This is a genomic window from Bacillus sp. ABA4_010, assembly GCF_056159105.1.
This window is the reverse complement of the sequence record NZ_JBSWUN010000003.1, coordinates 3,122,363-3,147,372: the sequence shown is the minus strand read 5'-3', so window position 1 is coordinate 3,147,372 and position 25,010 is coordinate 3,122,363. Positions and strand designations below refer to the sequence as shown.

The following is a 25,010-nucleotide window of genomic DNA, read 5'->3' as shown; positions in this document are numbered from 1 at the left end:
ATTGGATGAATCAAAAGAAAACCGTATTCCATTTCTCATTGGCAATTAGCTTACTATTAATCAGTATTGGTGTGTTTGCGCCAAAACAGCTTGAGCACTTTTCCAACACCGCTTTAAGTTTCATTTACAATCACTTAGGCTGGTTTATTCTTGGCAGCGTTTTTGTGTTTTTTAGCTTCTGTATGTATATCGGATTATCAAAGTTTGGGCATATAAGGCTAGGGGATGATGACGAACGTCCTGAGTTTAAAACGAGTACGTGGATTGCGATGCTATTTAGTGCTTCCATCGGCATTAGCCTCGTTTTTTGGGGAGTGGCAGAGCCTGTGTCTTATTACATTGATCCGCCTTTTGGCAGCGCCTCTTCTGAACAATCCGCAAAGTTAGCGATGCAGTTTGTGTACCTTCACTGGGGTGTTTCAGCTTGGGCCTGTTATGCCGTGGTCGGTGTGTCGTTAGCTTTCTTTCAGTTCCGCAAAAAACTGCCTGCCTCTTTAAGTTCTGTTTTTTACCCATTAGTCGGCGATAAAATTAAAGGTTCTTTCGGGAAGGCAATTGATATCATGGTTATCCTTTCCATTGTAATTGGAATCGCGACATCTTTAGGCTTTGGAACGTTACAAGTAAACAGCGGAATGAATTATCTTTGGGGCATTCCGGTCGGATTTAGCAGCCAACTCATCATCATTGGGGTGGTCACGGTGCTGTATCTTGTTTCAACGGTTTCCGGACTGCAGGGCGGCATTAAACATTTATCCAACTTAAATATGCTGTTGGCGTTTCTATTGTTAGGTTTTATTCTTCTACTTGGACCAACTCAATCTATTTTAAAAATCTTTTTTCAAGGAATCGGGGATTATGCGCAAAACTTTATCGGAATGTCATTCCGAACGGAGCCATATAGTGATGGATCATGGATTGCAGGCTGGACGTTGTTTTATTTTGGCTGGTGGATTGCATGGGCACCGCTAGTAGGAAGCTTTGTGGCGAGGATTTCGAAAGGGAGAACCATTAAAGAATTTATGATGGGTGCAGTCTTCATTCCAGTTATTGGCTCTTTTTTCTGGTTTGCGGTAATGGGTGGTTCCGCGATTGACCTTATCCAAAATCAAGGAAAAACAGCGATTGCTGAGGCAGTCTCATCTGATGTGACTTCTGCACTGTTTAAGTTTTTTGATTATTTCCCACTAAGTGTCTTTTTAAGTGTGTTAGCGATGGTACTTGTACTTGTATTCTTTGTCACCTCTGCAGATTCGGCCATTTTTGTACTTGGCATGATGAGTGAAAACGGCAATCTGAATCCTGCTCATACGACAAAAGTCATTTGGGGTGTTGTCATTGCAGCAGTCTCAGCGGTATTGATTATGACAGGGGGTTTGGCAGGCTTGCAGTCAGCACTCGTTGCTACATCCATTCCATTAGCGGTGTTAATGTTATTCATGTGTTATTCCACTTATAAAGGCCTTCAAGGCGAGTTAAAGCTTTCTCCTGAATTAACAACGCATCGAGAGCCTAATTCCAAGCCGATTTCATCTGAAAAACGGGCATTATAAGTGAGTGCGTGATAGGAAAAAGTACGCGAAATAAATTCAGAAAATTCTGCACTAATAGAGGGGAGTGATGGTTCACCCTCCTCCTTTTTAGCTTAATCAAGCGTTCACTATTAATAGCGCAGCTTCATTAAGAGAGTTCGGATTTCCTCATCTTCCATAAGCTGATCGTAAAATCGCTCGGTCACTTTTGCTAACGCGAGGTCGTGGTGAAAGAAATCGGTAAAAAGTTTGACAAATGGCTGGGACATCGTTTTCATGGCTTGCCATTGCTCGTTTTCCACGCCAGCAAAAAGAATTTCTTTTTCATCGACGACGATGAGTCTTGAGCGTTCCAATGAATGATGTTTGTCTGATGGGATTAACGTATGGATGTTGGTGAGTTGACAGTGAATATCCCCGATAACAAGACCTTCTATTTTCACACCGCTTTTTTCTTTTTCTTCTAAAATAGGAACATAGTTTAAAAACTCGTCGCTCCACGCAGAGATTAAAATTGAGTGCTCTGCTTCCTCTAACATCTTTTCACATTGCATTAAAATAGAAGAATTCGCTTTTAAATTCCAAATCCGTTCATCTGTAAAGGTTCGTTTTTTTTCGCTGTTTTTTAAGGCATGAATGTTATCTTGAAACTCGTCTGTCAGTTTTTTGATGACAACATCTAAAGAAAGAGCGGTATAAAGCTTCTTTTTTTCCGAAATGGTATCTAAAATCATCCCTTTATCAATCATCCGGGAAAGTACTTCATATATTTTCGCTTTCGGAACGTTTGAATATTTAACAATGGTTGTCGCATCAAGCGGTTCGTTGCTCGATACAAGCACTTCATAAACGTTGCTTTCGTATTGGGAAAAACCGAATTTTTGCAGCATATGTACCTCCAACCGATGAAATCACCGCTTGTTAAAGAAGCGGGTCATTTTCATGTTTTGCTGAAACATTTGAGCATGATGACTTAAAAATAGCCCAATTGTATGCTATTGTCAAAGTGCAGGACGAATGGATGTTGAAAATTTGAGGATTATCTGTGTAACAAGGTTATATATGGCTTTCAATTGAATAATCGTAATGTGGGATGGGGGAATTAGGTTGAAGATTGAAAGAATTTTAGTAACAGGCCCTTTACAACAAGAGATGGAGAGAATTCTTGAGGGAAACGATTTACCTCAACAAATGCGTTTTATGGCAGAAACAGACGTATGTAAAGAAGACATGTTATGGGCCGATGCGTATGTCAGCTTCTATCCGACTGCTCATTTTGAAGTGGGTCAGCTAAAATGGGTGCATTGTACGGGAGCGGGTGTAGATAAGTTTTTGTACGACCAGGAATGGGATGAATCTGTTTTACTGACGAGAACGGTTTGCTCCTTCGGTCAGCGAATAGGGGAGTATTGCTTAAGCTATTTATTAAGAGATACTCAAATGCATGAAATGTTCGGAAAGCTGAAAGAGAATAAACAATGGGAGCCGGCGGAACCGAAGCTTCTCCAATCACTTCATGTTGCTGTCTACGGAACAGGAGAAATTGGGCAGGACATTGCCCGCATTTTTTCGTCGTTTGGCATAAAAGTGTCGGGAGTGTCCAGAAGCGGAAAACAGGCTCCCTATTTTGAAAAGGTTGTGAAAGTCGAACAGGCATTGTCCCGACTAGAGAAGGTGGACTGGGTTATTAGTACACTCCCATTAACGAAGGAAACAGATAAACTGTTCAATGAGGAGTTTTTCGGTCAGCTTGATAATACCGGATTCATTAATGTCGGCAGAGGCGGGACAGTCGATGAACAGGCACTGTTAGAGGCGTTACAGAACAACTCGGTCCGTCAAGCTGTTTTGGATGTGTGTGAAATCGAACCATTGCCAGAAAGCTCGCCGCTATGGGAGCATCCGAATCTTTTTATTACCCCACATATTTCGGCGGTGACGACTCCAGAAGAAGCGGTGGCCTGTTTTTTAGATACATTGACGAAAATTGAAAACAACGAGCCTCTTTTCAATCAAGTGGAAGTGAAAAGAGGTTATTAAGGAGGAGACAATGGTTAGAACAGCAGCAAAAGCAATCATTATTCATAATGGAAAACTGCTTACAGTGAAAATGCAAGGAGAGGAAGGGGTTTTTTATCTTCTTCCAGGTGGCGGTCAGGAACATGAAGAAAACTTGCATGAAGCTTTAAAAAGAGAATGCATGGAGGAAGCGGGTATTGAGGTGGAAGTCGGTGAACTCCGTTTTGTCCGCGACTATATAGCGAAGCATCATAAACCGGAAAAAGACCGAGATTTTCATCAAGTAGAGTTTTTATTTCAATGCAAACTCACCTCAAATCCGTCAGAGGCAAAGTTCGGTATCGTTCCAGATGACGGACAAATTGGGGTAGAGTGGATCGAGCTTGATGAAGTAATGGACTATCCTCTCTATCCGCTTACCATCCGACCGCTTCTGATGCGTGTACCAGACAAATATGCTAAGCTCCCAGTATATTTAGGGGATATTAACTAAAGAGAACATAGACGCAAAAAACTGCCGCAGCAAGTCCATTAGAGCTTGTGAGCGGTAGTTTTTTTGAACAATTAAGTATCCAATTCTTCTTCACATAAAACTCGCTCTAGCTTTGTATGATCGACATTGGCGAGCCCCCAGTCACAAATCATTTCTAAAACAGGAATCAGGGTCATTCCTTTTTCAGTCAAGGAATATTCTACCCGCGGTGGTACTTCAGGATAAATGGTTCTTTGAATTAATTCATCATGTTCAAGCTCCCGTAATTGCTTCGTTAATGTTTTATGGGAGATGTCTTCAATATAACGTTGAAGCTCTCCAAATCTTCTTGTTTTATGTTCGAACAATTCATACAGAATCATGACTTTCCATTTTCCTTGAATCATTTGAAGTGTCGCATCAAACTCATTTAAATATTTTTTTTCTGGCAATCCGTTCTCCCCCTTGAAAAGGTACCTTGAGGTAACTAACTGGTATTGAGGTGCGTACTTTTGTGCTTTTTTATTTTAAGGTAAAGTATGAGATGAAATCAAAACAAAGGAGCTAGATGTACAAATGAGTCAAGGATTTATTGCCATTACAGGTGCTTCTTCTGGAATAGGGGAAGCAACAGCCAAGTTATTTATTGAAAAAGGATATAATGTGTTATTAATCGCACGACGCACTCATTTATTAGACGCATTCACAGGCGCCAATGTCATGAAGGCTTCTGTCGATGTGACAGATAAACAAGCTCTCGACCGGGCCATTGCTGAGGCCGAAAAACAGTTTGGACCAGTAGAATTAATTGTCAATAACGCAGGGCGGATGCTTTTAGGGGATATTGCCGTACAAGATGAGAAGGAATGGAAAGACATGTACGATGTCAACGTACTCGGGGTGCTCAATGGCATGCAAGCAGTGCTTCCGTCTATGATTGAACGACGCACAGGGACAATTATTAATATTAGCTCGATCGCAGGCAAAAAGACGTTCCCGAATCATGCTGCATATGTAGGGACAAAGTTTGCAGTTCATTCCATTAGCGAAAATGTTCGGGAGGAAGTGGCCCCACATAATGTAAGAGTCATAACCATTGCACCTGGTGTCGTGGAAACCGAATTATTAACACATACAACGAGTGCACAAATTAAAGATAACTATAATGAATGGAAACAGTCGATTGAAGGCGGTTTAGCACCACAGACGGTGGCGGAAACGATTTATTTTGCTTTTTCACAACCGCAAAGCGTGAATATTCGAGAAATTGCCTTAGCACCAACTCAGCAGCAAGCTTAACAAAAAGAGGACGTGCGTGAACATGTACGCTCTCTTTGCCAATTGCGAGAAACGATTTGAAAACCTTCAATGTTCTCCAGTGGCCTAAAATACAATAAGCGACCTTGTTTATCCTTCTAGGAATAACAAGGTCGCTTACACTATTTCTTCATTCATAATACATAGAATCCTTTCCATCTTGTTGAATTAGGAGAATCTCCCCATGGCTAGAGAGTTCTTCTGCCTGTTTGTTTACCATTCGTTCCCCGGCTTATGTAAAATATGCCTTCGCCTCACTTACGTCATCGGCATCACCTTTTCGTTTAGAGATAGAGTATGAGGTTCGTCTCATATACATGTAGTACACTACGCCTTCTGTTACGTCATTGGCATCACCTTTTCGTTTAGAGATAGAGTATGAGGCTCGTCGCATGTACGTGTAGTACATTGCGTCTTCCGTTACGTCATTGGCATCACCTTTTCGTTTAGAGATAGAGTATGAGGCTCGTCGCATGTACGTGTAGTACATTGCGCCTTCCGTTACGTCATTGGCATCACCTTTTCGTTTTAAGATAGGGTATGAGACTTGTCGCATGTACGTGTAGTACATTGCGCTTTCCGCTACGTCATTGGCATCACCTTTTCGTTTTAAGATAGGGTATGAGACTTGTCGCATGTACGTGTAGTACATTACGCTTTCCGCTACGTCATTGGCATCACCTTTTCGTTTTAAGATAGAGTATGAGGCTCGTCCCATGTACGTGTAGTACATTTCGTCTTTCCCTATGTCACTGGATTCACCTTCTTTTTTTGATGTAGTGTGTGTGGCTTGTATTAAGCATACTAGAAAAGTCGAATCTTGTAAATACTAAAAATTATAAATTTTCAGAAAAATTATAGTTTGTTTCATTTTCACCGTTTTTTCATTTTTAAAAGGTAAAGTACAAGTTGAGCAGATAATGCCGCAGATTCTTTCACTATTCCCCTTCTTGGCCTGTCCTTTTATGGACGGGCTCTTTTTCATTAAAGTGTAAAAAGTTTTTGATAGGATTTTTAGAAATACCCTATAATTTTAAATATAAAAAGTTTTTGACATGTTTATGCGCGGATTTTTTTTATCTGTTAGCCGAGAGGCGGTAATCTAATGGAAAATCAAATTCGTATCTTAAGAGAAGCAAAGGAAATTTCTCAAGGGGAGTTAGCAAAAAGATGTCAAGCAATGAAGAGTCATGGCATTCCAAATTCAAGTCACAAAATATTATACGGAGATAAAAAGGAGAGATTCTCTTGGAATTCACCACTGAAAGATTAACAATCAGGCCGTTTAAGAGCAATGACTTACAAGACGTGTTTCACATTTACAATAACGATGAGACATGTAGGTATCTACTCCATGATAAATGGACAAGTGAAAGCATGCAGGAATCATTCAATAAAAAATTGAAAAATCATTCCCTCACTAAGGAGACCAGTTTAAGTCTCGCTGTGGTGAACCATACAAACGTCATTGGTGATTTATCTGTATGGTTTACAGGGATGAAGGATACGGTTGAAATTGGGTACAGCTTTTCTTCTGAAGCTTCAGGTAAGGGGTATGCAACAGAAGCAGTGAGTCATTTAGTAAGAAAACTATTCGAAGAATGGGGTGTGCACCGCATTCAAGCCACCCTTGATGCAAGGAATTTAGCCTCACAAAGATTGTGTGAGCGAATAGGGATGAGAAAGGAAGCCCACTTCAAACAGGATTTCTGGAGTAAGGGGGAGTGGACAGACAGCATTATATATGGAATGCTGGTTTCGGATTTGGAAAACGGAGGGCTATATGTAATAAAGCCTCCGTTGAAGAACGAAGTATAATTAAAGAAGGATGGAAAATTGTTGAATCAAGATGTTGGTTTAGTGTCCGCTCCATCTCCTGGTAGTATTTTTGCACTATTAGCGATGACACCAAGAGGGAACTATTTAGGTGTTCTTGCTGGTGTGTTTGCAGCAACAGCAGTAACCTTCATAATTGCTTCAATCATTTTAAAAGCATCTAAACAAACAGAAGAAGAAAATTTAGAAAAGGCAGCTGAAAAAACAGCGAGCTTAAAAGGAAAAGAAAGTAAAGTTTCTGCATTAATGAAAGAGGAACAAACCAAGAGCCAATTGTGAGTGAAGAAGAAAATGATCTGCAGAGTTAGATTAAGAAAGAGGTTAAGAAAATTATCTTTGCTTGTGATGCAGGAATGGGTTCGAGTGCGATGGGAGCCTCTATCTTAAAGAACAAAGTCCAAAAAGCAGGATTGGATATCTCAGTATCCAATACGGCCATTAATAATTTGCCTGCTGATGCAGATGTGGTTATTACGCATAAAGATTTAACGGATCGAGCGAAAGCTAAAGTGCCTCATGCCATTCATATTTCAGTTGAAAACTTTTTAAGCAGTCCTAAATATGATGAACTTATAGAAAATTTAGAGTCGAAAAAATTAGTGACAGTTTAGAGAGTCGGGTAAAATCTGTCCAATTAAAATGAAAAAGTCGAGGGAAGCTAATTTTGGCTCCTCTCGGCTTTTTTTCATTATTTTTGATTAGTTATGGCCCAGCTTCTTGTTTTAATGTATAAAATCATACATAGCCTATAAAATTGACCACAGAAAACTTCTTGGCTCTCAAGGTGGGAGGAGAATTCTTAAAAGAGAGGCTATACAAACTATGCATACAATATACAGTATTCTTTGTTATCTAATGAGAGTTTTGTTAAACAAGGAATTATGATAAACTTTATTTACAAAAAATTCTAAAAAGGGGATTTTATTGTGAATACATTGACAGTTAAAGAACTCCAAACAAAGAACGAAATTATTGAAGCATTTCCAGTTATGAAGCAGTTGCGCGTCCATCTTGATGAAAATACCTATCTTAGTTTAGTAACTGAGGCACAAGAAAAGGAATCATACAAAATGTTTGCTTTATTGGATGAAGGAGTAATTGTCGCAGTTATTGGCTTTCAACCAATGATAACACTTTATTATGGTAGATTTATTTGGGTTTGTGACTTAGTTACAGATGCTAATAAACGTTCAAAAGGATATGGTGAAAAGCTTCTTACATATGTTCATGGCTGGGCAAAAAAGAATAATTATGACAGTGTTGCCTTATCTTCAGGACTACAACGTACAGATGCACACCGTTTTTATGAAGATAAAATGAATTATGACAAAGTAAGTTATGTATTTAAAGCGTCTCTAAAAAAATAGTGTTTTCTACTTGAACAAACAAGCATACAGTTTTTTGAAAATTACAAACTTAAAAGGAGTAAGCGATCATTGTTTATAAAATAATACATAACGGTGTATTCAAAGACTCTTAAATTCTATAAGATTGTCTGTTTTTTTGATTTCCTATAATTCTAAATTATGGTGACTAAAAGGAGGCAAAGAATGAATCTTTTCATAGAGGTCATTTTAGCTTTAGCCGGTATTGCTGGTTTTATTGCAATTGGATACTGGTCGTATTTTAGTGAAAAACTTGAAAAGAATAAGAAAGCCAGAGAAAAGTAAGTTTGCTTCTTAATAAGGTCACTTATGTCAACGAAAAGAGGTTGGGCGTCTTTCGGATACCCAACCTCTTTGGATTGGAGAAGAGAGGAGAGGTCGCTTTAAAGAAGGTGGCTTTTTTATTTTACCGAATGTACGAAATTACATAAGAATTTACATTCAATAAATCCCTTAACAAAAAGCTAACCTGGCTTCTTTAACGGGGACTTGAGTTTTATAAGACAAGGTTGCTACGGCAACCTTTTTTATTGTGCTAACGTGGGCAGTTTACTTCAAACAAGACATATAAATTCGAGTGAGGAACTTATCTATGTTAATGAAACAAAATTGGTTATAAAAACGTAGATTCATTAAGGGGGTGGAAGGATATGGATATGATTCAGCTGTTTCTTATCATTGGCGTAGTCTGTATTGTTATATCGGGAATTTTTATTGGGGCTTGGACGGATGGACAACAGCAGAGAGCAAATTTTCATTCAGAAACAGACAAACATAGAAACTTCAGAACCCAAATTGCATTATACTCTGGTCTTGCAGGAGCAATCTCATTAGGCATCGCTGGGCTAATGTACTTTTTATAAATGATAAGCGATTCTTCTTTAACGGGATAGTTTTCATAAGATAATGGATTTTTATGGTGAAATATATGCGGTAGTTTGGGGTTAGGGGGTAATTATGTATAAGGTACTTGATACATTTAAAAATATGTTCTTAGATTTATTTTCAATGGGTAAAGGCTTTAGTTATGGTTTTTTAATGGTTGGATTGTTTATTGTAATTTGTAGTGCTTTAATATACGTTATTTTGTTTCTGAAAAACCTAATTTTTTAACTGATGATGAAAATTGTTTTCTTCTTCAAGTATCGGGGGTATTAATGAAAAAACAAGTTATCAAAAGAGGTTGGGCACCTTTTGGACGTCGAAAAGGTGCTCAGCCTTTTTAATAACAACATAGAAAAACAAAAAAGTCGAACGATTACTAAGCTCTAAATTAGAGTTCTAAATAATAGTTCGGCTTTATTATTAGCTGAAAATCTTTTGTCCCAGCCTCATTTTTTAGGGTAGTGATTAGTGTTACAAAGATTGATGGTAATTTTGGTTTCTTCATGTTAAACGTACTTATAGCATGGAAAGAAACGAACTTCCAACAAAGCCTATAATAAAACAGAGGAGGGCAAATACGAGGCTGAAGATGATCATTTTTTTCGTATACCCATTTAATTTTTCTTCGGTTTGTGTATCAATTTTCCGATTATGAATAAATGTCGAGATATTGACTAAGGCGACGGTAAATAAGTATATTCCCGCTAAATAAGAACGCTCTCCCGGAAAATAGAAAGGCTGATCGCCCATTAGCCATGCCTGAAACAAGAACATAAGGATTAAAAAAGACTGAAGAACGACGATCAGTTTTTGTTGTGCTTTCCATTGTGTCCCCATTTTCTTCTGCTCATATTGCATCAGCTTTCGCATTTTGTGAGAAAAGACGTAAAGAAGCGGCTGCTGGATTCGGATAGTGGTGATGACTTGAGCGAGCATAAAAACAATTAAACTTATATAAAGCCCGCGCATTGACAAACCTAACTCCACGCTTGCTATGAGGATAAAAAACATAATGGCCATACCGCAATTTAACAAAATAAATTGATGCTTTCGTAGTGATGAAATCTCTTCCATTTTCATACGAGTTCCCCCTTTTTCTTCCAATATGTAATACGAAACAATCCAGGAAAAAGTTTCTTCCAAAATGAATGATAGGTAGCGGGCGTTTTTTAAAAAAGAAAATCCAACTATTGTAATCGGAAAAATAAAAAAAGGGTTGACAAATATCTCATTTTTATTAAAATTATAAACAATTAAAAAATATATCCTTATCAAGAGAGGCGGAGGGACTGGCCCTGCGAAGCCCGGCAACCACTGTTTTATAAACAGAAAGGTGCCAAATCCTGAAGAACGGTTGACGTTCTGAAGATAAGGAAGAGTGATCGGCAGAAAACCTCTTCCTTATGGGATGAGGTTTTCTTTTTGAGTTGGTAAAATACGAACATTTTTAATTCTAAACAAAAAAATGTTTGTGTTTTCAGTTGAATCGTGTCATAATGACATTGGAATTATTGAGATGTGTAAATTAATTGCGAACTACATAAGGAGGATATTATGAAAAAATTACTATTGTTATTTACAGTCTTCGCTCTATTATTAGCAGGCTGCCAATCATCACCATCTTCCTCTAACGAAGGTGGAGAGGAACAAAGCGGAACAAAACGGATTGCGCTTGTATTGCCTGAAAAAATTGGTGTGAACCCGTTTTTCCAGCAGATGGATGAAGGCGCGAAAAAAGCTGCAGAAGAGTTTGGTGTAGAACTAAAAACGATTGAATCAACAGATCATGCAGCCATTGAAGATAATCTTCGTGCAGCGGTTGCCGAAGGCTATGACTTAATTATTACTTCATCTTTTGAATCGGAAGATGCGTTGAAAAAAGTCGCAACGGAAAATCCAGATCGTCAGTTTGCCATCATTGATACCGTTGTTGATTTGCCAAATGTGCGCAGTGTCACCTTCCGTGAGCAAGAAGCTGCTTATTTACTTGGAGCAGCAGCTGGTTTATCAACGAAAACGAATAAAGTCGGTATGGTGGTCGCGATGGATATTCCGTTGTTGAAAAAATGGACTGTCGGCTTTGAAGAAGGATTAAAAGCGACAAATCCGGAAGCGGAATTTCTTATTAACTATGTAGGAAGCTTTACAGACCCAGCTAAAGCGAAAGAAATGGCATTGCTGCAAGCATCAAATGGTGCCGACTTTGTAGCAGGAGCGGCTGCGGTAGGTGACCTTGGCGTATTTGAAGCAGCAAAAGAAAAAGGGTTCTATACAGCAGGACAAGATGTAGACCGAACAGAGCTTGACCCAGCTCACATTGTGTTATCGCAATTAAAAGGAACGGATACGGCTGCCTACGAAACCGTAAAGGCATTTACAGAAGAGACGCTTGAAGCTGGTGTCGTGGCATATGGATTAAAAGAAGATGGAGTAGGCGTCACTTATGTCACAAGAGACAGTGCAACACCTCTTAACCCGTTTGTCGGACAAGAAGTGATTGACCAAGTGAAAGCATTGAAAGATGAGATTGTCGCAGGAAAGATTGAAGTGACAGATCCATTAAAGTAAAACGATCAGAAAGCGGGCCGACTGCATATATTCGTAGTCGGTTTCCCTTTTCTGCTTCCACAGAGTAAAGGAGGGAAAGGATAACGATGCATCGATTAGAAATGAAAAATATGACCAAACAGTACGGCTCGTTTACAGCCAATGAAGGTATTTCGTTTTCCCTTAAAGAAGGGGAAGTACATGCGATTGTAGGAGAAAACGGAGCAGGAAAAACGACATTAATGCGAATGTTGTATGGCATGGAGCAGCCGACAGCAGGAGAAGTTGTTTTAAACGGGAAAAGAGTATCGTTTACGAATCCGTCTGATGCGATTAATCACGGAATTGGCATGGTCCATCAGCACTTCATGCTTTTTCCGCACTTGACGGTCGCTGAAAATATCGTTATTGGACGTGAACCGCGCCGCATCGGCTTTTTTCAACGGAAGAAGGCCATGAACGAAGTGGAGGCCCTCTCCACACAATATCGTATTCCGATCCGCCCGCTTGAAAAAGTGATGAATTGCTCAATTGGCGAACAGCAGCGAATTGAAATCGTGAAAGTGCTGTATCAAGGCGCTGATATTATCATTTTGGATGAACCGACCGCTGTTTTGACCCCCCTTGAAGTGAAAGAACTGTTAACAACTATTCGATTTCTCGCCTCTCAAGGAAAAAGCATCATTATTATCACCCATAAACTGCAGGAAGTGATGGAAGTGGCCGACCGGGTTACAGTGCTGCGCAACGGAAAAGTGACAGGCACTATGCCGGTAGAAGAAACGGATGCCCATGAATTAGCCACGTTAATGGTCGGGCGTGAACTGAAAAAAATGACAGAACGAACATCGACAGAAGGAGAAACGTTTTTGCATGTTCAAAATGTCACGGTTCAAGGAAAACATGAAAAACCATTGTTAGACAACGCTTCTTTTCATATTGCGCGTGGTGAGATTGTCGGCATTGCAGGTGTATCAGGAAATGGACAGTCTGAATTGTTGCAAGCTGTCGCAGGGCTTATGCCAATTGATGCGGGCAGCATTCACCTTGGGAATCAGGACATTACGAAATTGTCTGTTCAGAGCCGTCGAGATGCCGGGTTAGCTCATATTCCAGAAGACCGCTATTTATGGGGGGCTGCGAAAGATGCGACAGTCGAAGAAAATGGGTTAATGGGCTACTATGATAAGCCTGCCTTTTCACGTAAAGGCTGGATTCATCGGAAAAAATTTCGACCATTGCTGCAAAAGTGGATTGACCACTATTCTATTAAGACAAGCTCTGTGAAGGAAAAAGCCGCCAATTTGTCGGGTGGGAACTTACAAAAGCTAATCGTTGCCCGTGAACTTGGACAAGAAACGCCATTTTTAATTGCCGCAGAGCCGACGCGTGGGGTAGATATTGGGGCAATGGAAGTGATTCATGAAGCCATTGTTCAAAAACGGAATGAAGGAGGGGCCGTTTTACTCGTCTCTTCTGAATTAACAGAAATTTTAGCGCTTTCCGATCGTATTCTCGTCATGTATGAAGGGAAAATTGTAGGGGAACTTTCAAGAGCAGAGGCAACAGAGGAGCAACTTAGTATATTGATGGCAGGAGGGACTGTACGACATGCAGTGGAAACAACAGCTTAGAGCTTTCATGCAGCCGCTTTTAGCCATTGTGATGGGCTTATTAGTCGGAGCGATCGCTATTTCAATGGTGAATGCGCCCATTATCGATACGTATATTCAGTTATGGAATGGAGCTTTCGGAAATTTTTATTTCTTTGCGTCTACATTAGCACGTGCTACCCCGATTTTACTTATTGCTCTTGGTGTTGGAATGGCCTTTCGTGCGGGCGTGTTCAACCTTGGAGGAGAAGGCCAAATGGTTTTAGGGGCAGTGACAGCGGCACTTGTGTCACTCTATGTGCCAGGAACTGGGATGGTGAAACTGTTATTAGCTGTTGCCGCCGGTTTTATCATTGGAGGAGGCTGGTCTGTTTTGGCAGGATGGATGGAAGCTAAATTTAAAATTCAGCTTGTCATTTCGACTTTGCTGCTTAACTACATTGCCGTGTTCTTTGCAAGCTATCTTGTAAGTAAACCATTCCAAGATAAAACAGGTTCTGCCGCTTTAGCGCAGACTCCGATGCTTGAACAAACATCATGGTTGCCGAAGTTATTTGCCGGTATGACGGTCCATATGGGATTTGTCATTGCGTTATTAGTAGCTGTTTTATTATTTCTTCTTTATCGTTACACGGCTTCTGGCTATGAAATTGATATGCTTGGGAAAAATCCTTCTTTTACATCGTACGGAGGCATTAATAAAGCAAAAGTGATGCTATTGACGATGTTCATGAGTGGCGGCTTAGCAGGAATTGCGGGTGCATTTGAAGTGCTTGGCTCTCAATATCGATATGTAGACGGGGCATTGACCGTTCCAGGATATGCATGGACAGGAGTCATGGCGGCACTGCTTGCCAACTCGAACCCTGTTGCGACTATTTTTACGTCCATTTTGCTGGCGGCTTTGCAAACAGGAGCAATGGGATTGGAGCGAAATACGGACGTTCCTTTAGAAATTGCCAGTGTCATTCAAGCTGTGTTGATTTTATTCATTTCAGCGAAAGTGAGCTTAAACTGGTGGAAAGTACGCAAGAAAGAGAGGAGTGCTGCACATGGAACTGTTTGATCTTTCCCTGCTCGGGTCTGCGATGCGGATGGTAGCGCCCATTTTACTAGCGGCGCTAGGCGGTATGCTTTGTGCCCGAATTGGCATCTTCAATGTTGGACTTGAAGGCTTAATTTTAATTGGGGCATTCAGTGCCATCGTTGGAAACTATTTTACTCAAAACCTCTTTCTTGCCGCTTTGTTTGCAGCAGGGGCGAGCATGTTGTTTTCCCTTTTATTTGGATTGATGACGATTCGGTTTCAAGCGAATGAAATTGTTGTCGGGGTAGCCATTAACTTTTTGGCACTTGGACTAACGACGTTTTTGCTTCGGACCATTTTTGATGTGAAAGGCGCTTATTACGATAAAGATATGGCAGGTTTGCCGAAGTGGGACCTTCCATTTATCGAGCAAATCCCGGTTATCGGGTCAATTATTTCGGGCCATTCTCCGCTTGTCTATTTTTCGATTATCGCATCGATTCTATTGTACGTATTTTTCTATCGCACCGTCGTCGGCTTCCGTATGCTAGCTGTTGGCTATAACAGCACGGCGGCACGTAGTCTTGGGCTCCGTGTTCGAGGATTGCAATATGGAGCGATTGCTCTGTGCGGAGTATTATGCGGTTTAGCTGGTGCTCAACTATCACTTGGACAAGTAACAATGTTTTCAGAAGGAATGACATCAGGAAGAGGATTTATCGCTCTTGTAGCCATGATGCTCGGGCAGTCACATCCGATTGGTGTATTGGCATCAAGCTTTCTGTTCGGATTAATGGATGCGGTCAGTACGAGATTGCAAGGTTTCTCCGTGCCAACACAGTTTACAATGATGCTGCCATATGTGCTAACAATTATCGCGATGTTTTTCCTAAAAGATCGCGGAGTGGAGCTGAACCAGTCTGGTCAGCAAAGCTCTCGCTAAAGAGGAGGAGAGGACAATGAACAAAGCAGATCGCATTAAAAGGATGAAAGTTCCGGCAGTCGACCCAAAATATGCGAACCGTCTTCCGAAAGGACAAGTACTAACAGAGCGCTTCCCAATTTTACATGAAGGGGACGTTCCACAATATGATATGTCTACTTGGACGCTGCGCGTGTTCGGAGAAGTGGACCGGGACATCACGCTTTCTTATGAAGATCTTTTAAAAATGCCGCAAACAGAGGTGACGTGTGATGTTCATTGTGTAACAAGATGGTCGCGCTTTGACAATACATTTACCGGTGTTTTGTTCAAAGATTTTTTAAATGAAATTGGGGTTCAACCACTTAGTGACTATGTGATGCTTCACGGTGATTATGATTACACAACGAATTTGCCGCTGGCGGATTTAATGAGAGATGATATTTTACTTGCACATTCTTTTGAAGGAAAGCCGCTCACGGATAAACATGGCTGGCCGCTTCGTCTTGTCGTTCCGCATCTTTATTTTTGGAAGAGCGTCAAGTGGCTGCGAGGCTTTGAGTTTATGAACGAAAATCAGCCAGGATTTTGGGAACAAAACGGATTCCATTTACGAGGAGATCCTTTTGAAGAAGAACGTTTTTCAGGAGAAGATATTCCAATTCCAGAGGATGAATGGGAGAAAAAGGAGTTTGATTGAGATGCTGCCAAATTTAAAAGTTGAGAAAGAAGAACTGCCAAAGCGTGTCATTGTATGTGGTGACCCCGGTCGTGCTGCCCAAATCGCCGGCCTTTTAACAGAAGGAAAAGTGATTGGAAAAAACCGAGAGTACCATACATATAAAGGAAGATGGAATGGCATTGAGGTAGGGGTAGTGAGTCACGGTGTAGGCGCTCCGGGTGCGGCGGTTTGTTTTGAAGAATTAGCGGCTGGTGGTGTTCAATCCATTATTCGTGTAGGAACAGCCGGTTCTTATCAAAAAGACATTACGCCAGGAAGTCTCGTCATCAGTACTGCTGCAGTAAGGCGCGATGGTTTGACGAGTCAGCTTGTGCCAGAAGGCTTCCCTGCTGTAGCAGACCGTCATATTGCAGAGGAACTTGTAAAGGCGGCTGAACAGCACGGACACCGTTACGAAGTAAAGGCAGGAATCACGTTAACGCTTGATGTCTTTTATTCGGGTGTCATTCCGTTCCCACACGATCTCTATCAACAAGCAGGTGTACTGGCGGTAGAGATGGAAAATGCGGCTTTGTTTGTTATTGCATCGCTTCGCGGTATGAGAGCGGGAGCAATCTTAGCGATTGACGGCTATGCGGATGCTGACTTGCGTGAAGCGTACAATCCGCATACAGACGCAGTTGCAAACGCGGTGCAAGCAGAAGCGGAGATTGCGTTGAATGCCATTGTTTCATTTATATAAATGGATCTAGAAAATTCGGCATGACCAAGGAGCGGTCATGTCGAATTTTCTATTCTTGGAAGGAGCATTCAAGAGGTCTAAAGAACTTCTTGTGAACGCTCTTTCATTAAATAAAGCGGTGTCAAATGATTAAAAATAGAATGGTCAGATGAGGGTAAATTCGTATAAGTAGTAAGACAAGTTTTAATGGATTATAATGAAGGAGATGGAAAAATTTATAAAAGGGGTTACGGCATGAAAATAATCGCTTTATACGGCAGTTCGCGTTCACAAGGAAATTCGGAGAAACTGGCAGAAACGGCATTCGAAGGCGTAGAGGTTACGCATGTGTATTTACGCGATCGACATATTAAACCGATTGTGGATCAGCGACATGATGAAGGGGGCTTTCAACCTGTTGATGATGATTATGACGTGACGATTCAGCAAGTGTTGGAGCATGATGTTATTCTGTTTATTACGCCATTATATTGGTATGGCATGTCAGGTTTGATGAAGAATTTTGTTGATCGTTGGTCCCAAAGCCTTCGTGATACGCGCTATGCTTTTAAAGAAGAAATGGGGAAGAAAAAAGCGTATGTGATGGTGACAGGAGGAGACAATCCAAAAATTAAGGCACTCCCACTCATTCAGCAGTTTCAATACATCTTTGATTTTGTAGGAATGGAGTTTGCCGGTTACATCATCGGTGAAGGCAGCCCGCCTGATGCTATTTTGGAAGATAAACAAGCATTAACGGAAGCGACAATGTTAAATGAAAAATTACGTTTGCTGCAGTCATGAAACGAAAAACGGGAAGCTTTTAAAGCTATCCCGTTTTTTTCTTCTTTGCCTTTCAATGGATCCTTCATAAAGGGAACGCTGTAAAAATAACACCTATTTTTTCTGTTACACCTTAAATTTAGCGGTAGTTTGCTGAAGCTCTAAAGCCATATTGCTCAAGGAGTTTGCGGAAGAAGCAATTTCCTCCATTGAAGCGTTTTGTTCTTCTGCAGATGACGCCACCTGCTCTGTGTTTGCAGCGGATTGAGCAGAAATCGAAGCAATTTCCGTGAAAGTATGGACCATTCCTTCCGTACTGGAATGGACTTCTTGAACGATAGCTGAAACCTCCTGAGTTTGGGAGGTGATATTAGCAATCATTTTGACAATTTCCTTAAATTCGTTCCCAGTTTTATCGACCTTTTCAATGCCTGTTTTCACAGACTTTGTTCCTTCTGCCATGGATTCGATTACGTCCTGAATTTCATCTTGAATTTTTTCGATGAGCTGATGAATGGATTTGGTCGCACTTCCGGCTTCTTTCGCCAGCTTTCGTACTTCATCTGCTACAACGGCGAACCCGCGTCCATGTTCTCCTGCCCTTGCTGCTTCAATAGCTGCATTCAACGCAAGCAAGTTTGTTTGATCAGATACCTGGGATATTAAATCTACAATCTTTCCAATTTCTTCAGATCTTTTTCCTAAACGATTGATGATTGTTGTGGTTTTCGAGACATTCTCATAAACAATATTCATTTGTTGCATGGTTTCAGCGGCAATCTGATTTCCGTTTTCGGCTTTTTGATTTGTTATCATACTGACATCCGCAACAGTTTGAATCGATTTAGACACTTCTTCCATTCCTTTAGCGATTTCTGAAACGGTTTGGTTCATGTGGGTAGTAGCGTTCACTTGTTTGTCGGAACCCGCTGCAATTTCTTGCATAGCAATGGTGATTTGTTCCGTCGCTTTGCTGGTTTGCTCTGAGCTTGCCAATAGCTCTTCTGATGAAGCTGCAACAGCTTCGGATGATTGACTGACTTGTCGGATCAAATATGATAAATTGTTCATCATTTCATTAAAGGATTGAGCGAGTTCGCCTAGTTCATCCTTATTCTTTATAACAACAGGATCAACTGTCAAATTCCCCTGTGCCACTTCTTTTACATTGACTGTTAGCATTCTCAATGGTTTCGCTATGCTTCTTGCTGTAACAAAGGCAATACTTATACCGAGTATAACGGTAAAAATTAATAGAGTCATGTTTTGAGAGCGTCCGTTGGTAAATAAGTTGTTTGCGTCTAAACTAGCCCGTTCCGCTCCATCATGGTTCAGCTTGACTAATGTGTCGAGGTACACCTGCATTTCTCCGAATGCGCTGTTTGCTTTAGAGATTGCTTCAAACAATTGCTCGACTTTGTCACTATTTACTTGTTTGGTTAAATCCATTTCTCTTCCAACTTCAACAAAGGAAGAATGAATCTCTTTATATTCATTCCATTTATCTCTTAATAAATTGAAATTCTTTCGGTCTTCTTCTAAAAATATGGTACGTTCATAGTCATCAAAGGTTTGAGATATTTGACGAAATGTTTCATCCATTTCTTTCTCAAGCTGGGTTAATTGGCTGTTGTCACGTTCTAGGACAAATTGATATTCAAGGGTCAGTATATGCTCTGTTAAATAATTAATTTTATTGATGGATTCCACTCCTGGTAACCAGGAATCGACAATTTCAGTAGATTTTTCATTAAGGTTTTTCATGTTCCATGAAGAGAGGCCACCTAATATTCCCATAAAAATTAGGATTGAGAAGAAACCTGTATACATTTTTTGAGCTACAGTAAATTTTTTTAGAATCATTTTGTTGTCTCCTTTTCAGTGATAGTGTGTATGCTCAGCTGCTGGATGAATAGTAAATATATAAATTAAAGGAGCGGCTTCGTCATGCAGGGCAAGGGCAGAACCTCAAATTAACTATCGGCTAAGTGTAAAAGTATGTCAATGTTTAAGGTGCTATATGCAGAAAGTTTTATATAGATATAACAATTGAAGAGAAAGAGCGTTTTATTCAAAAGAAATATGGGATCATTGGTGGTTTATTAGATTTAATGTATTTCCTCTGTATAGTAAGAGATGCAAGCAGGCAACATAAAAAAATAGGAGGAATTTACAATGAAAAAAATAGTATTTGGACTTACGATGGCAGGAGCATTAACGTTAGGGGCATTTGGAGCGGTTTCGGCATTTGCAACTGAAAATGTACATACATCTCCGACGCTCACAGAGCAGGACGGAAAGGATGAAGAGAAGAAGTCGTTCCATAGAAAACATAAAATGAATGAGGAACGCATTTTAGCAGAGGCAAAAGAATTAGGAATCGAAACAGAAGGAAAAGAAATTCGCGATATTGGGAAAGAAGTGTTTGAAACAAAAGTAAAAACAGAAGCAAAAGAACTCGGTATTGAAACAGAAGGAAAAGAAGTACGTGACATTGCGAAAGAAGTATTTGAAACGAAGGTAAAAGCAGAAGCGAAAGAATTAGGGATTGAATCAGAGGGAAAAGAAATTCGGGCTATTGCGAAAGAAGTCCGTGAGAAGAAAGTATTTGAAGCGGCTGAACAGCTTGGCATCGATACGAAAGATAAAACAGCGAGAGATTTACTGAAAGAAATGAAAGAAAATTATGCAGACGAGGCGAAAGAGTTAGGTCTTTTCCAGCATAAGCATGAACGTCTTCCTTTTCACCGAGAAGATAAAGAGAAAAAGTAAAAATATCCGAAATAAGAGAGTATATGTACCGGAATAATCCCTGATGAGTGTTAGGGATTTTTTTGTTTGAGGAAATTTCCTTTATTTATCAAATAATTTCGAACTTTATATTGAAAAGCGCTTACATATTAGCTATACTAAAAAAGAGAATAGGTTAAGCGCTTTCCTTTATTTTTCTCAAAGGGGAGAACGAATATGAAAAAAATTACAGTTGGTGTAATCGGCGCAGGCCGAATTGGTAAGCTTCATGTTGATAATTTAAAGCTAATTCCTGAAATGACTGTTAAAGCGGTTTCAGATGTTGTAGTCAATCATCTGCAAGAATGGGCTGTCGAGAAAAATATTCCTGTATTAACGACAGACTATAAAACATTACTAGAAGATAAGGACATTGATGCGGTCTTCATTTGTTCGCCAACCACGACGCATGCGCAATTAATTAAAGAAGCAGCACGTGCTAAAAAGCATATTTTTTGCGAAAAACCTGTGAGCTTTTCCGTTGAGGAAACGATTGAAGCATTGCAAATTGTCCAAGAAGAAGGCGTGAAGCTGCAAGTCGGTTTTAATCGCCGTTTTGACCCGAACTTCAAAAAAGTGCGTGACGTTGTTCAGAATGGGGAAGTAGGACAACCGCACATTTTAAAAATTACTTCGAGAGACCCAGAGCCTCCAAGCATTGACTACGTGAAAACATCCGGGGGCTTGTTTATGGATATGATGATTCACGATTTTGACATGGCCCGTTATGTGATGAACAGCGAGGTTGTGGAAGTGTCAGCGCACGGAACGACGCTAATTAACCCAGCCATTGGAGAAGCGGGAGATGTCGATACGGCGATTGTCACATTAAAATTTGCGAACGGTGCATTAGGGGTGATTGATAACAGCCGTCAAGCCGTGTACGGATATGATCAGCGAGTAGAAGTATTTGGAGCAAAAGGAACAGCGTCGGCTGATAATTGCCGCCCGACAACTGTCGAAGTGTCAACTGCTAACGGAGTTGTCAAGGATAAGCCATTACACTTTTTCCTTGAGCGTTATACGCAAGCTTATATAGAGGAAATAACGCAATTTGCGAAAGCGTTGCAGGAAGATAAAGCAGTCGTTTGCAGCGGTAATGACGGTCTTCAGGCAGAGCGCATTGCCAAAGCGGCGAAAGAGTCCTTTTTGACTGGCCGTCCTGTGACAGTGGACCATTTGGAAAAAAGTGAAGGCGAGCCTGTATTAAACGGCTAAAAAGACACGGGAGGAGATAACGATGTCAAAGTTAATTGTTAGTCCGCAAGAGCGTGACACACAAGGGAAAATTTTATCGGTGACCCCTGAAAGTGCAGGGTGGGAGTATGTTGGATTTGAAGTGTATTCTTTAAAAGAAGGAGAAGTATTGGAAAATCTGACGGGCAATCAAGAGGCATGTCTCGTTTTATTGAGCGGAAAAGCTTCTGTTCATACAAATCATGAGTCGTTTTTAGCGATCGGTCAGCGCATGTCTGTGTTTGAAAAGATTCCGCCTTATTCGGTCTATGTTCCAAATGATGATTCCTATAAAGTGGAAGCGTTAACAGATGTGGAGCTTGCGGTTTGTTTAGCGCCTGGGCATGGAAGCTATGCCGCGCGATTAATTGCTCCAGAGGACGTAGGAGTAGAAGACCGCGGCTCTGGCCATATGTTCCGACAAATTCATAACATTTTACCAGAACAAAAAGCAGCGGACAGTTTGCTTGTCGTTGAGGTGTTCACACCGGCAGGAAACTGGTCGAGCTATCCGCCGCACAAACACGATCAAAATAACTTGCCAGCTGAATCGTATTTAGAAGAAACGTACTATCATGAAGTGAATCCAGGTCAAGGCTTTGCCGTGCAGCGTGTGTACAATGATGAACGTACGCTTGATGAGACTCTTGTTGTCAAAAACCGAGATGTAGTACTTGTCCCGGAAGGCTATCATCCGGTATCTGCCCCGCCAGGGTATGAGTGTTATTATTTGAATGTAATGGCAGGACCAATCCGGACATGGAAATTTCATAATGACCCAGACCATGAGTGGTTGTTTGAAACATTGAAAAAATAATGCTAAAAAAAGAATGACGATGAGTCATTCTTTTTTTCACCAACTTTGCGTATGTTATAATAAATTATTCTAATAAAAAGGTGATTTCAATCGTATGAAGACAACTATTTATGATGTGGCTCGAGAAGCGGGGGTCTCGATTGCGACAGTCTCGAAAGTCATTAATAACACTGGGCGGATTAGTGAAAAAACGAGAAGAAAAGTGCATGATGTGATGGAACAGCTCCATTATCAGCCTAGTATGGTTGCTTCAGCTTTAACGGGTAAACGGACAGGAACGATTGGACTGCTTGTTCCGAACATTGCCAACCCGTATTTCGGTGAAGTAGCCAGAAATATTGAAGATTGGGCACAAAAGCAAGGTTTTGGTGTCGTCATTTGTAGTACGGATCGAAGCGAAGAAAAAACTGAGCACTACCTTTCTCTTTTATCGAGAAAAAGGGTGGATGGATTTATTATCGCTTCGTACATTAAACTCAGTTTAGTAGAAGAGCTATTAAAAGAAAACACACCGCTTGTGCTTTTTTCCATTGATTTGCCATCGCTTGCAGTGAGCACGGTGTCCATTGATGATTATCGCGGAGGGTTTCAATCAACCAGTCATTTGCTGTCATTGGGGCATAAAAACATTGGTGTCATTGCAGAGGATTTATCAAGAAGCTCTTATCGTATTCAAGGATACAAAGATGCGATAAAAGGAGCGGGCATTAAGTTGACGGAATCCATGATTGTTCATACAGAGGCCACTATTGACAATGCGGCAAAAGCGGCTGATCAGTTGTTGCGTAGTGAAAAAGACCGTCCAACCGCCATAATGGCCTGTAATGATATTCTGGCTATTGGAGCGATGAGGCAAGCGCAGTCTCTCGGAATTAAAGTGCCAGAAGAACTATCGATTATTGGGTTTGACAATACGATTTTAGCTGAGATTGCGAGTCCTCCTTTGACGAGTATCGCACAGCCAATTAAAGAACTAACCCAGCAGGCTATCACGCTACTTTTAGAGCAAATGGATAATGAAGCAGCACCGAAGCAACGGATTTTAATGCTTCCTCAAATAGTTATGCGTCACTCTACCGCACCGGCTCCTCCTTGTAAGGAAAAGGATACCTATAGTGTTTAATCTAAGCATTTTTCAGCGATTCTAGCGAGATATGATGGTCTCAATGAATAGTTGGAAAATGCTTTTTTTTTGAGGTTGTTTGAAAAAAGGGTGAAAGCATTCCATTTCAAACAATCTCGACAAAATGGACCGTTATTAGAAGTTAGGAATATCCGGAGTTTGGATGAACGGTTCACTTTGTATAAAACAGTAAAATCATATTTGAAGATTTATTAGCGTCTCTTTTTCCTTCTTTGTAGAGTTGATCGTTGTTGTTACGAAGAAGGAAAACAAACAAAAAAAGAATAGTCTAAAAATATAAAAAAGTATTTGCAATTTTATTTGTGCGAGGTATAATAAAAGCAAGGAAAGCGCTTAACCTATTCTCTCTTAATAAAACCGATGTAGGATTCTGTAAGGTGTGTGAACATCAGAAACGATTCATTAAAAAAAGGTGATGAATGCATGACTTTAGTAAAGATGAAGCATATTTTAGAACAAGCAGAGCAAGGAAATTATGGAGTGGGTGCGTTTAGTATTGCAAACATGGAAATGGTGATGGGAACTATTAAGGCAGCAGAGGAGCTGCGTTCACCGCTCATTTTACAAATCGCCGAGGTTCGCCTCAATCATTCTCCTCTCCATATGATTGGTCCGCTCATGGTAGCCGCAGCGAAAGAAGCGGATGTTCCAGTAGCTGTCCACTTTGATCATGGGATGACGACCGAAAAAATTAAGCAAGCGCTTGATATTGGCTTTAGCTCTGTCATGTATGACGGGTCACATCATCCGCTTTTAGAAAATATCAGCCAGACGAAAGAAATTGTGGAGCTTGCGAAGCAATACGGAGCGACAGTTGAAGCTGAAATTGGCCGGGTCGGCGGCAGTGAGGATGGGTCGGAAGACATCGATATCTTACTGACAAGTGTAGATGAGGCAAAACAGTTTTCAGAGGAAACAAAGGTCGATGCGTTAGCTATTGCGATTGGAAATGCACATGGCATGTATAAAGGAGATCCGAACTTACGAATCGATCGTTTGAAGGAAATCCATGAAGAGGTCGATATTCCATTAGTTCTTCACGGCGGATCTGGCATTAGTGCGGACGACTTCCATACATGTATCCAGTCAGGTATTCGTAAAATTAACGTGGCAACGGCAACTTTCCATCGCGTTGTAGACACGATTAATGAAGCAAAGCCTTATTCCGACTACTTTGCTCTTCACCAAGATGTGGTGATGGCAGCCTATGAAAATGTGAAACACCATATGAATATATTTGGCAGCTGTGGCAAAGCAAGCGAGCCAATAAAGCTAGTATAAA

The 25,010-nt window shown here is 40.7% G+C and carries 25 protein-coding genes, 1 pseudogene and 1 riboswitch; of the genes and pseudogenes, 21 read left to right on the top strand and 5 right to left on the bottom strand.

Translation table 11 applies throughout. From position 1 onward, the window contains the following. Window positions 1-5: 5 nt before the first annotated feature. Complete coding sequence (locus tag ACXAEO_RS16745; RefSeq protein ID WP_474883177.1) at window positions 6-1,553, top strand: BCCT family transporter; 1,548 nt, start codon at window positions 6-8, stop codon at window positions 1,551-1,553. A gap of 110 nt (window positions 1,554-1,663) precedes the next feature. Here ACXAEO_RS16745 and ACXAEO_RS16740 read toward each other — a convergent pair whose 3' ends face one another. Then, window positions 1,664-2,422 (bottom strand): TrmB family transcriptional regulator, encoded by a 759-nt coding sequence (locus ACXAEO_RS16740; protein WP_474883176.1) that lies wholly within the window; start codon window positions 2,420-2,422, stop codon window positions 1,664-1,666. A 217-nt stretch (window positions 2,423-2,639) separates the two neighbouring features. Here ACXAEO_RS16740 and ACXAEO_RS16735 point away from each other — a divergent pair, with 217 nt between their 5' ends. Further along, window positions 2,640-3,572, top strand: coding sequence for a D-2-hydroxyacid dehydrogenase (locus ACXAEO_RS16735; protein ID WP_474883175.1), 933 nt, complete (start codon window positions 2,640-2,642; stop codon window positions 3,570-3,572). Between the two features lie 10 nt (window positions 3,573-3,582). Beyond that, window positions 3,583-4,044, top strand: coding sequence for an NUDIX domain-containing protein (locus ACXAEO_RS16730; protein ID WP_474883174.1), 462 nt, complete (start codon window positions 3,583-3,585; stop codon window positions 4,042-4,044). A 71-nt stretch (window positions 4,045-4,115) separates the two neighbouring features. Here ACXAEO_RS16730 and ACXAEO_RS16725 read toward each other — a convergent pair whose 3' ends face one another. Then, window positions 4,116-4,430: a winged helix-turn-helix transcriptional regulator gene (locus ACXAEO_RS16725; RefSeq protein ID WP_474884247.1), complete on the bottom strand. Its 315-nt coding sequence runs from the start codon at window positions 4,428-4,430 to the stop codon at window positions 4,116-4,118. 169 nt (window positions 4,431-4,599) lie between these two features. Here ACXAEO_RS16725 and ACXAEO_RS16720 point away from each other — a divergent pair, with 169 nt between their 5' ends. Further along, the gene (locus tag ACXAEO_RS16720) at window positions 4,600-5,322 is read left to right on the top strand and encodes an SDR family oxidoreductase (protein ID WP_474883173.1); all 723 of its coding nucleotides are present in this window, start codon (window positions 4,600-4,602) and stop codon (window positions 5,320-5,322) included. A 250-nt stretch (window positions 5,323-5,572) separates the two neighbouring features. Here the strand turns inward: ACXAEO_RS16720 and ACXAEO_RS16715 are convergent, their stop codons facing one another. Further along, complete coding sequence (locus tag ACXAEO_RS16715) at window positions 5,573-6,073, bottom strand: hypothetical protein (protein ID WP_474883172.1); 501 nt, start codon at window positions 6,071-6,073, stop codon at window positions 5,573-5,575. A 372-nt stretch (window positions 6,074-6,445) separates the two neighbouring features. Here ACXAEO_RS16715 and ACXAEO_RS16710 point away from each other — a divergent pair, with 372 nt between their 5' ends. From ACXAEO_RS16710 to ACXAEO_RS16690, 5 genes and pseudogenes are all read left to right on the top strand, one after another. Continuing rightward, entirely contained in the window at window positions 6,446-6,613 is a 168-nt protein-coding gene (locus ACXAEO_RS16710; protein ID WP_474883170.1) for a hypothetical protein, read from the top strand. Further along, window positions 6,589-7,158: a GNAT family N-acetyltransferase gene (locus ACXAEO_RS16705; protein WP_474883168.1), complete on the top strand. Its 570-nt coding sequence runs from the start codon at window positions 6,589-6,591 to the stop codon at window positions 7,156-7,158. Before ACXAEO_RS16710 ends, ACXAEO_RS16705 begins: the two co-directional genes overlap by 25 nt. 36 nt (window positions 7,159-7,194) lie before the next feature. After that, window positions 7,195-7,787, top strand: a pseudogene (locus tag ACXAEO_RS16700) (PTS sugar transporter subunit IIBC family protein); the annotation flags it as partial. A gap of 315 nt (window positions 7,788-8,102) precedes the next feature. After that, complete coding sequence (locus ACXAEO_RS16695; RefSeq protein WP_474883166.1) at window positions 8,103-8,543, top strand: GNAT family N-acetyltransferase; 441 nt, start codon at window positions 8,103-8,105, stop codon at window positions 8,541-8,543. Between the two features lie 668 nt (window positions 8,544-9,211). Further along, on the top strand, window positions 9,212-9,424 hold the full coding sequence (locus tag ACXAEO_RS16690) for a DUF5316 family protein (protein WP_474883164.1): 213 nt from the start codon (window positions 9,212-9,214) through the stop codon (window positions 9,422-9,424). A gap of 538 nt (window positions 9,425-9,962) precedes the next feature. On the opposite strand, the gene ACXAEO_RS16685 is transcribed toward ACXAEO_RS16690, so the two are convergent. Next, window positions 9,963-10,526, bottom strand: a complete 564-nt coding sequence (locus tag ACXAEO_RS16685) for a hypothetical protein (RefSeq protein WP_474883161.1) — start codon at window positions 10,524-10,526, stop codon at window positions 9,963-9,965. A gap of 185 nt (window positions 10,527-10,711) precedes the next feature. Beyond that, window positions 10,712-10,821, top strand: a riboswitch (SAM riboswitch). Window positions 10,822-11,000: 179 nt separating this feature from the next. Between ACXAEO_RS16685 and ACXAEO_RS16680 the strand changes: the two genes are divergently transcribed. The 7 genes from ACXAEO_RS16680 to ACXAEO_RS16650 all read left to right on the top strand — a co-directional run bounded on the left by ACXAEO_RS16680 (window position 11,001) and on the right by ACXAEO_RS16650 (window position 17,762). Further along, on the top strand, window positions 11,001-12,014 hold the full coding sequence (locus ACXAEO_RS16680; protein ID WP_474883160.1) for a BMP family ABC transporter substrate-binding protein: 1,014 nt from the start codon (window positions 11,001-11,003) through the stop codon (window positions 12,012-12,014). A gap of 86 nt (window positions 12,015-12,100) precedes the next feature. Further along, window positions 12,101-13,627: an ABC transporter ATP-binding protein gene (locus ACXAEO_RS16675; protein WP_474883157.1), complete on the top strand. Its 1,527-nt coding sequence runs from the start codon at window positions 12,101-12,103 to the stop codon at window positions 13,625-13,627. Then, window positions 13,605-14,672, top strand: coding sequence for an ABC transporter permease (locus tag ACXAEO_RS16670; RefSeq protein WP_474883156.1), 1,068 nt, complete (start codon window positions 13,605-13,607; stop codon window positions 14,670-14,672). Before ACXAEO_RS16675 ends, ACXAEO_RS16670 begins: the two co-directional genes overlap by 23 nt. After that, window positions 14,659-15,576 carry an ABC transporter permease gene (locus ACXAEO_RS16665; protein WP_474883153.1) on the top strand — a complete coding sequence of 306 codons (918 nt, stop codon included), beginning with the start codon at window positions 14,659-14,661 and terminating at the stop codon, window positions 15,574-15,576. The genes ACXAEO_RS16670 and ACXAEO_RS16665 overlap by 14 nt, the downstream gene beginning before the upstream one ends. Before the next feature lie 16 nt (window positions 15,577-15,592). After that, window positions 15,593-16,255 carry a sulfite oxidase-like oxidoreductase gene (locus ACXAEO_RS16660; protein WP_474883151.1) on the top strand — a complete coding sequence of 221 codons (663 nt, stop codon included), beginning with the start codon at window positions 15,593-15,595 and terminating at the stop codon, window positions 16,253-16,255. Between the two features lies 1 nt (window position 16,256). Beyond that, window positions 16,257-16,979, top strand: coding sequence for a nucleoside phosphorylase (locus ACXAEO_RS16655; protein WP_474883149.1), 723 nt, complete (start codon window positions 16,257-16,259; stop codon window positions 16,977-16,979). A gap of 240 nt (window positions 16,980-17,219) precedes the next feature. Then, window positions 17,220-17,762 carry a flavodoxin family protein gene (locus tag ACXAEO_RS16650; protein WP_474884246.1) on the top strand — a complete coding sequence of 181 codons (543 nt, stop codon included), beginning with the start codon at window positions 17,220-17,222 and terminating at the stop codon, window positions 17,760-17,762. Between the two features lie 105 nt (window positions 17,763-17,867). On the opposite strand, the gene ACXAEO_RS16645 is transcribed toward ACXAEO_RS16650, so the two are convergent. Further along, window positions 17,868-19,604 carry a HAMP domain-containing methyl-accepting chemotaxis protein gene (locus ACXAEO_RS16645; protein WP_474883147.1) on the bottom strand — a complete coding sequence of 579 codons (1,737 nt, stop codon included), beginning with the start codon at window positions 19,602-19,604 and terminating at the stop codon, window positions 17,868-17,870. Window positions 19,605-19,916: 312 nt separating this feature from the next. Here ACXAEO_RS16645 and ACXAEO_RS16640 point away from each other — a divergent pair, with 312 nt between their 5' ends. The 5 genes from ACXAEO_RS16640 (at window position 19,917) to ACXAEO_RS16620 (ending at window position 25,009) form a co-directional block, all read left to right on the top strand. Then, window positions 19,917-20,513 carry a hypothetical protein gene (locus tag ACXAEO_RS16640; protein WP_474883145.1) on the top strand — a complete coding sequence of 199 codons (597 nt, stop codon included), beginning with the start codon at window positions 19,917-19,919 and terminating at the stop codon, window positions 20,511-20,513. 195 nt (window positions 20,514-20,708) lie between these two features. Continuing rightward, window positions 20,709-21,749, top strand: a complete 1,041-nt coding sequence (gene iolG, locus ACXAEO_RS16635; RefSeq protein WP_474883143.1) for an inositol 2-dehydrogenase — start codon at window positions 20,709-20,711, stop codon at window positions 21,747-21,749. Window positions 21,750-21,771: 22 nt separating this feature from the next. Next, on the top strand, window positions 21,772-22,584 hold the full coding sequence (gene iolB, locus ACXAEO_RS16630; RefSeq protein ID WP_474883141.1) for a 5-deoxy-glucuronate isomerase: 813 nt from the start codon (window positions 21,772-21,774) through the stop codon (window positions 22,582-22,584). A 94-nt stretch (window positions 22,585-22,678) separates the two neighbouring features. Then, window positions 22,679-23,707: a LacI family DNA-binding transcriptional regulator gene (locus ACXAEO_RS16625; protein ID WP_474883139.1), complete on the top strand. Its 1,029-nt coding sequence runs from the start codon at window positions 22,679-22,681 to the stop codon at window positions 23,705-23,707. A gap of 444 nt (window positions 23,708-24,151) precedes the next feature. After that, window positions 24,152-25,009 (top strand): class II fructose-bisphosphate aldolase, encoded by an 858-nt coding sequence (locus ACXAEO_RS16620; protein ID WP_474883137.1) that lies wholly within the window; start codon window positions 24,152-24,154, stop codon window positions 25,007-25,009. Window position 25,010: the final 1 nt, after the last annotated feature.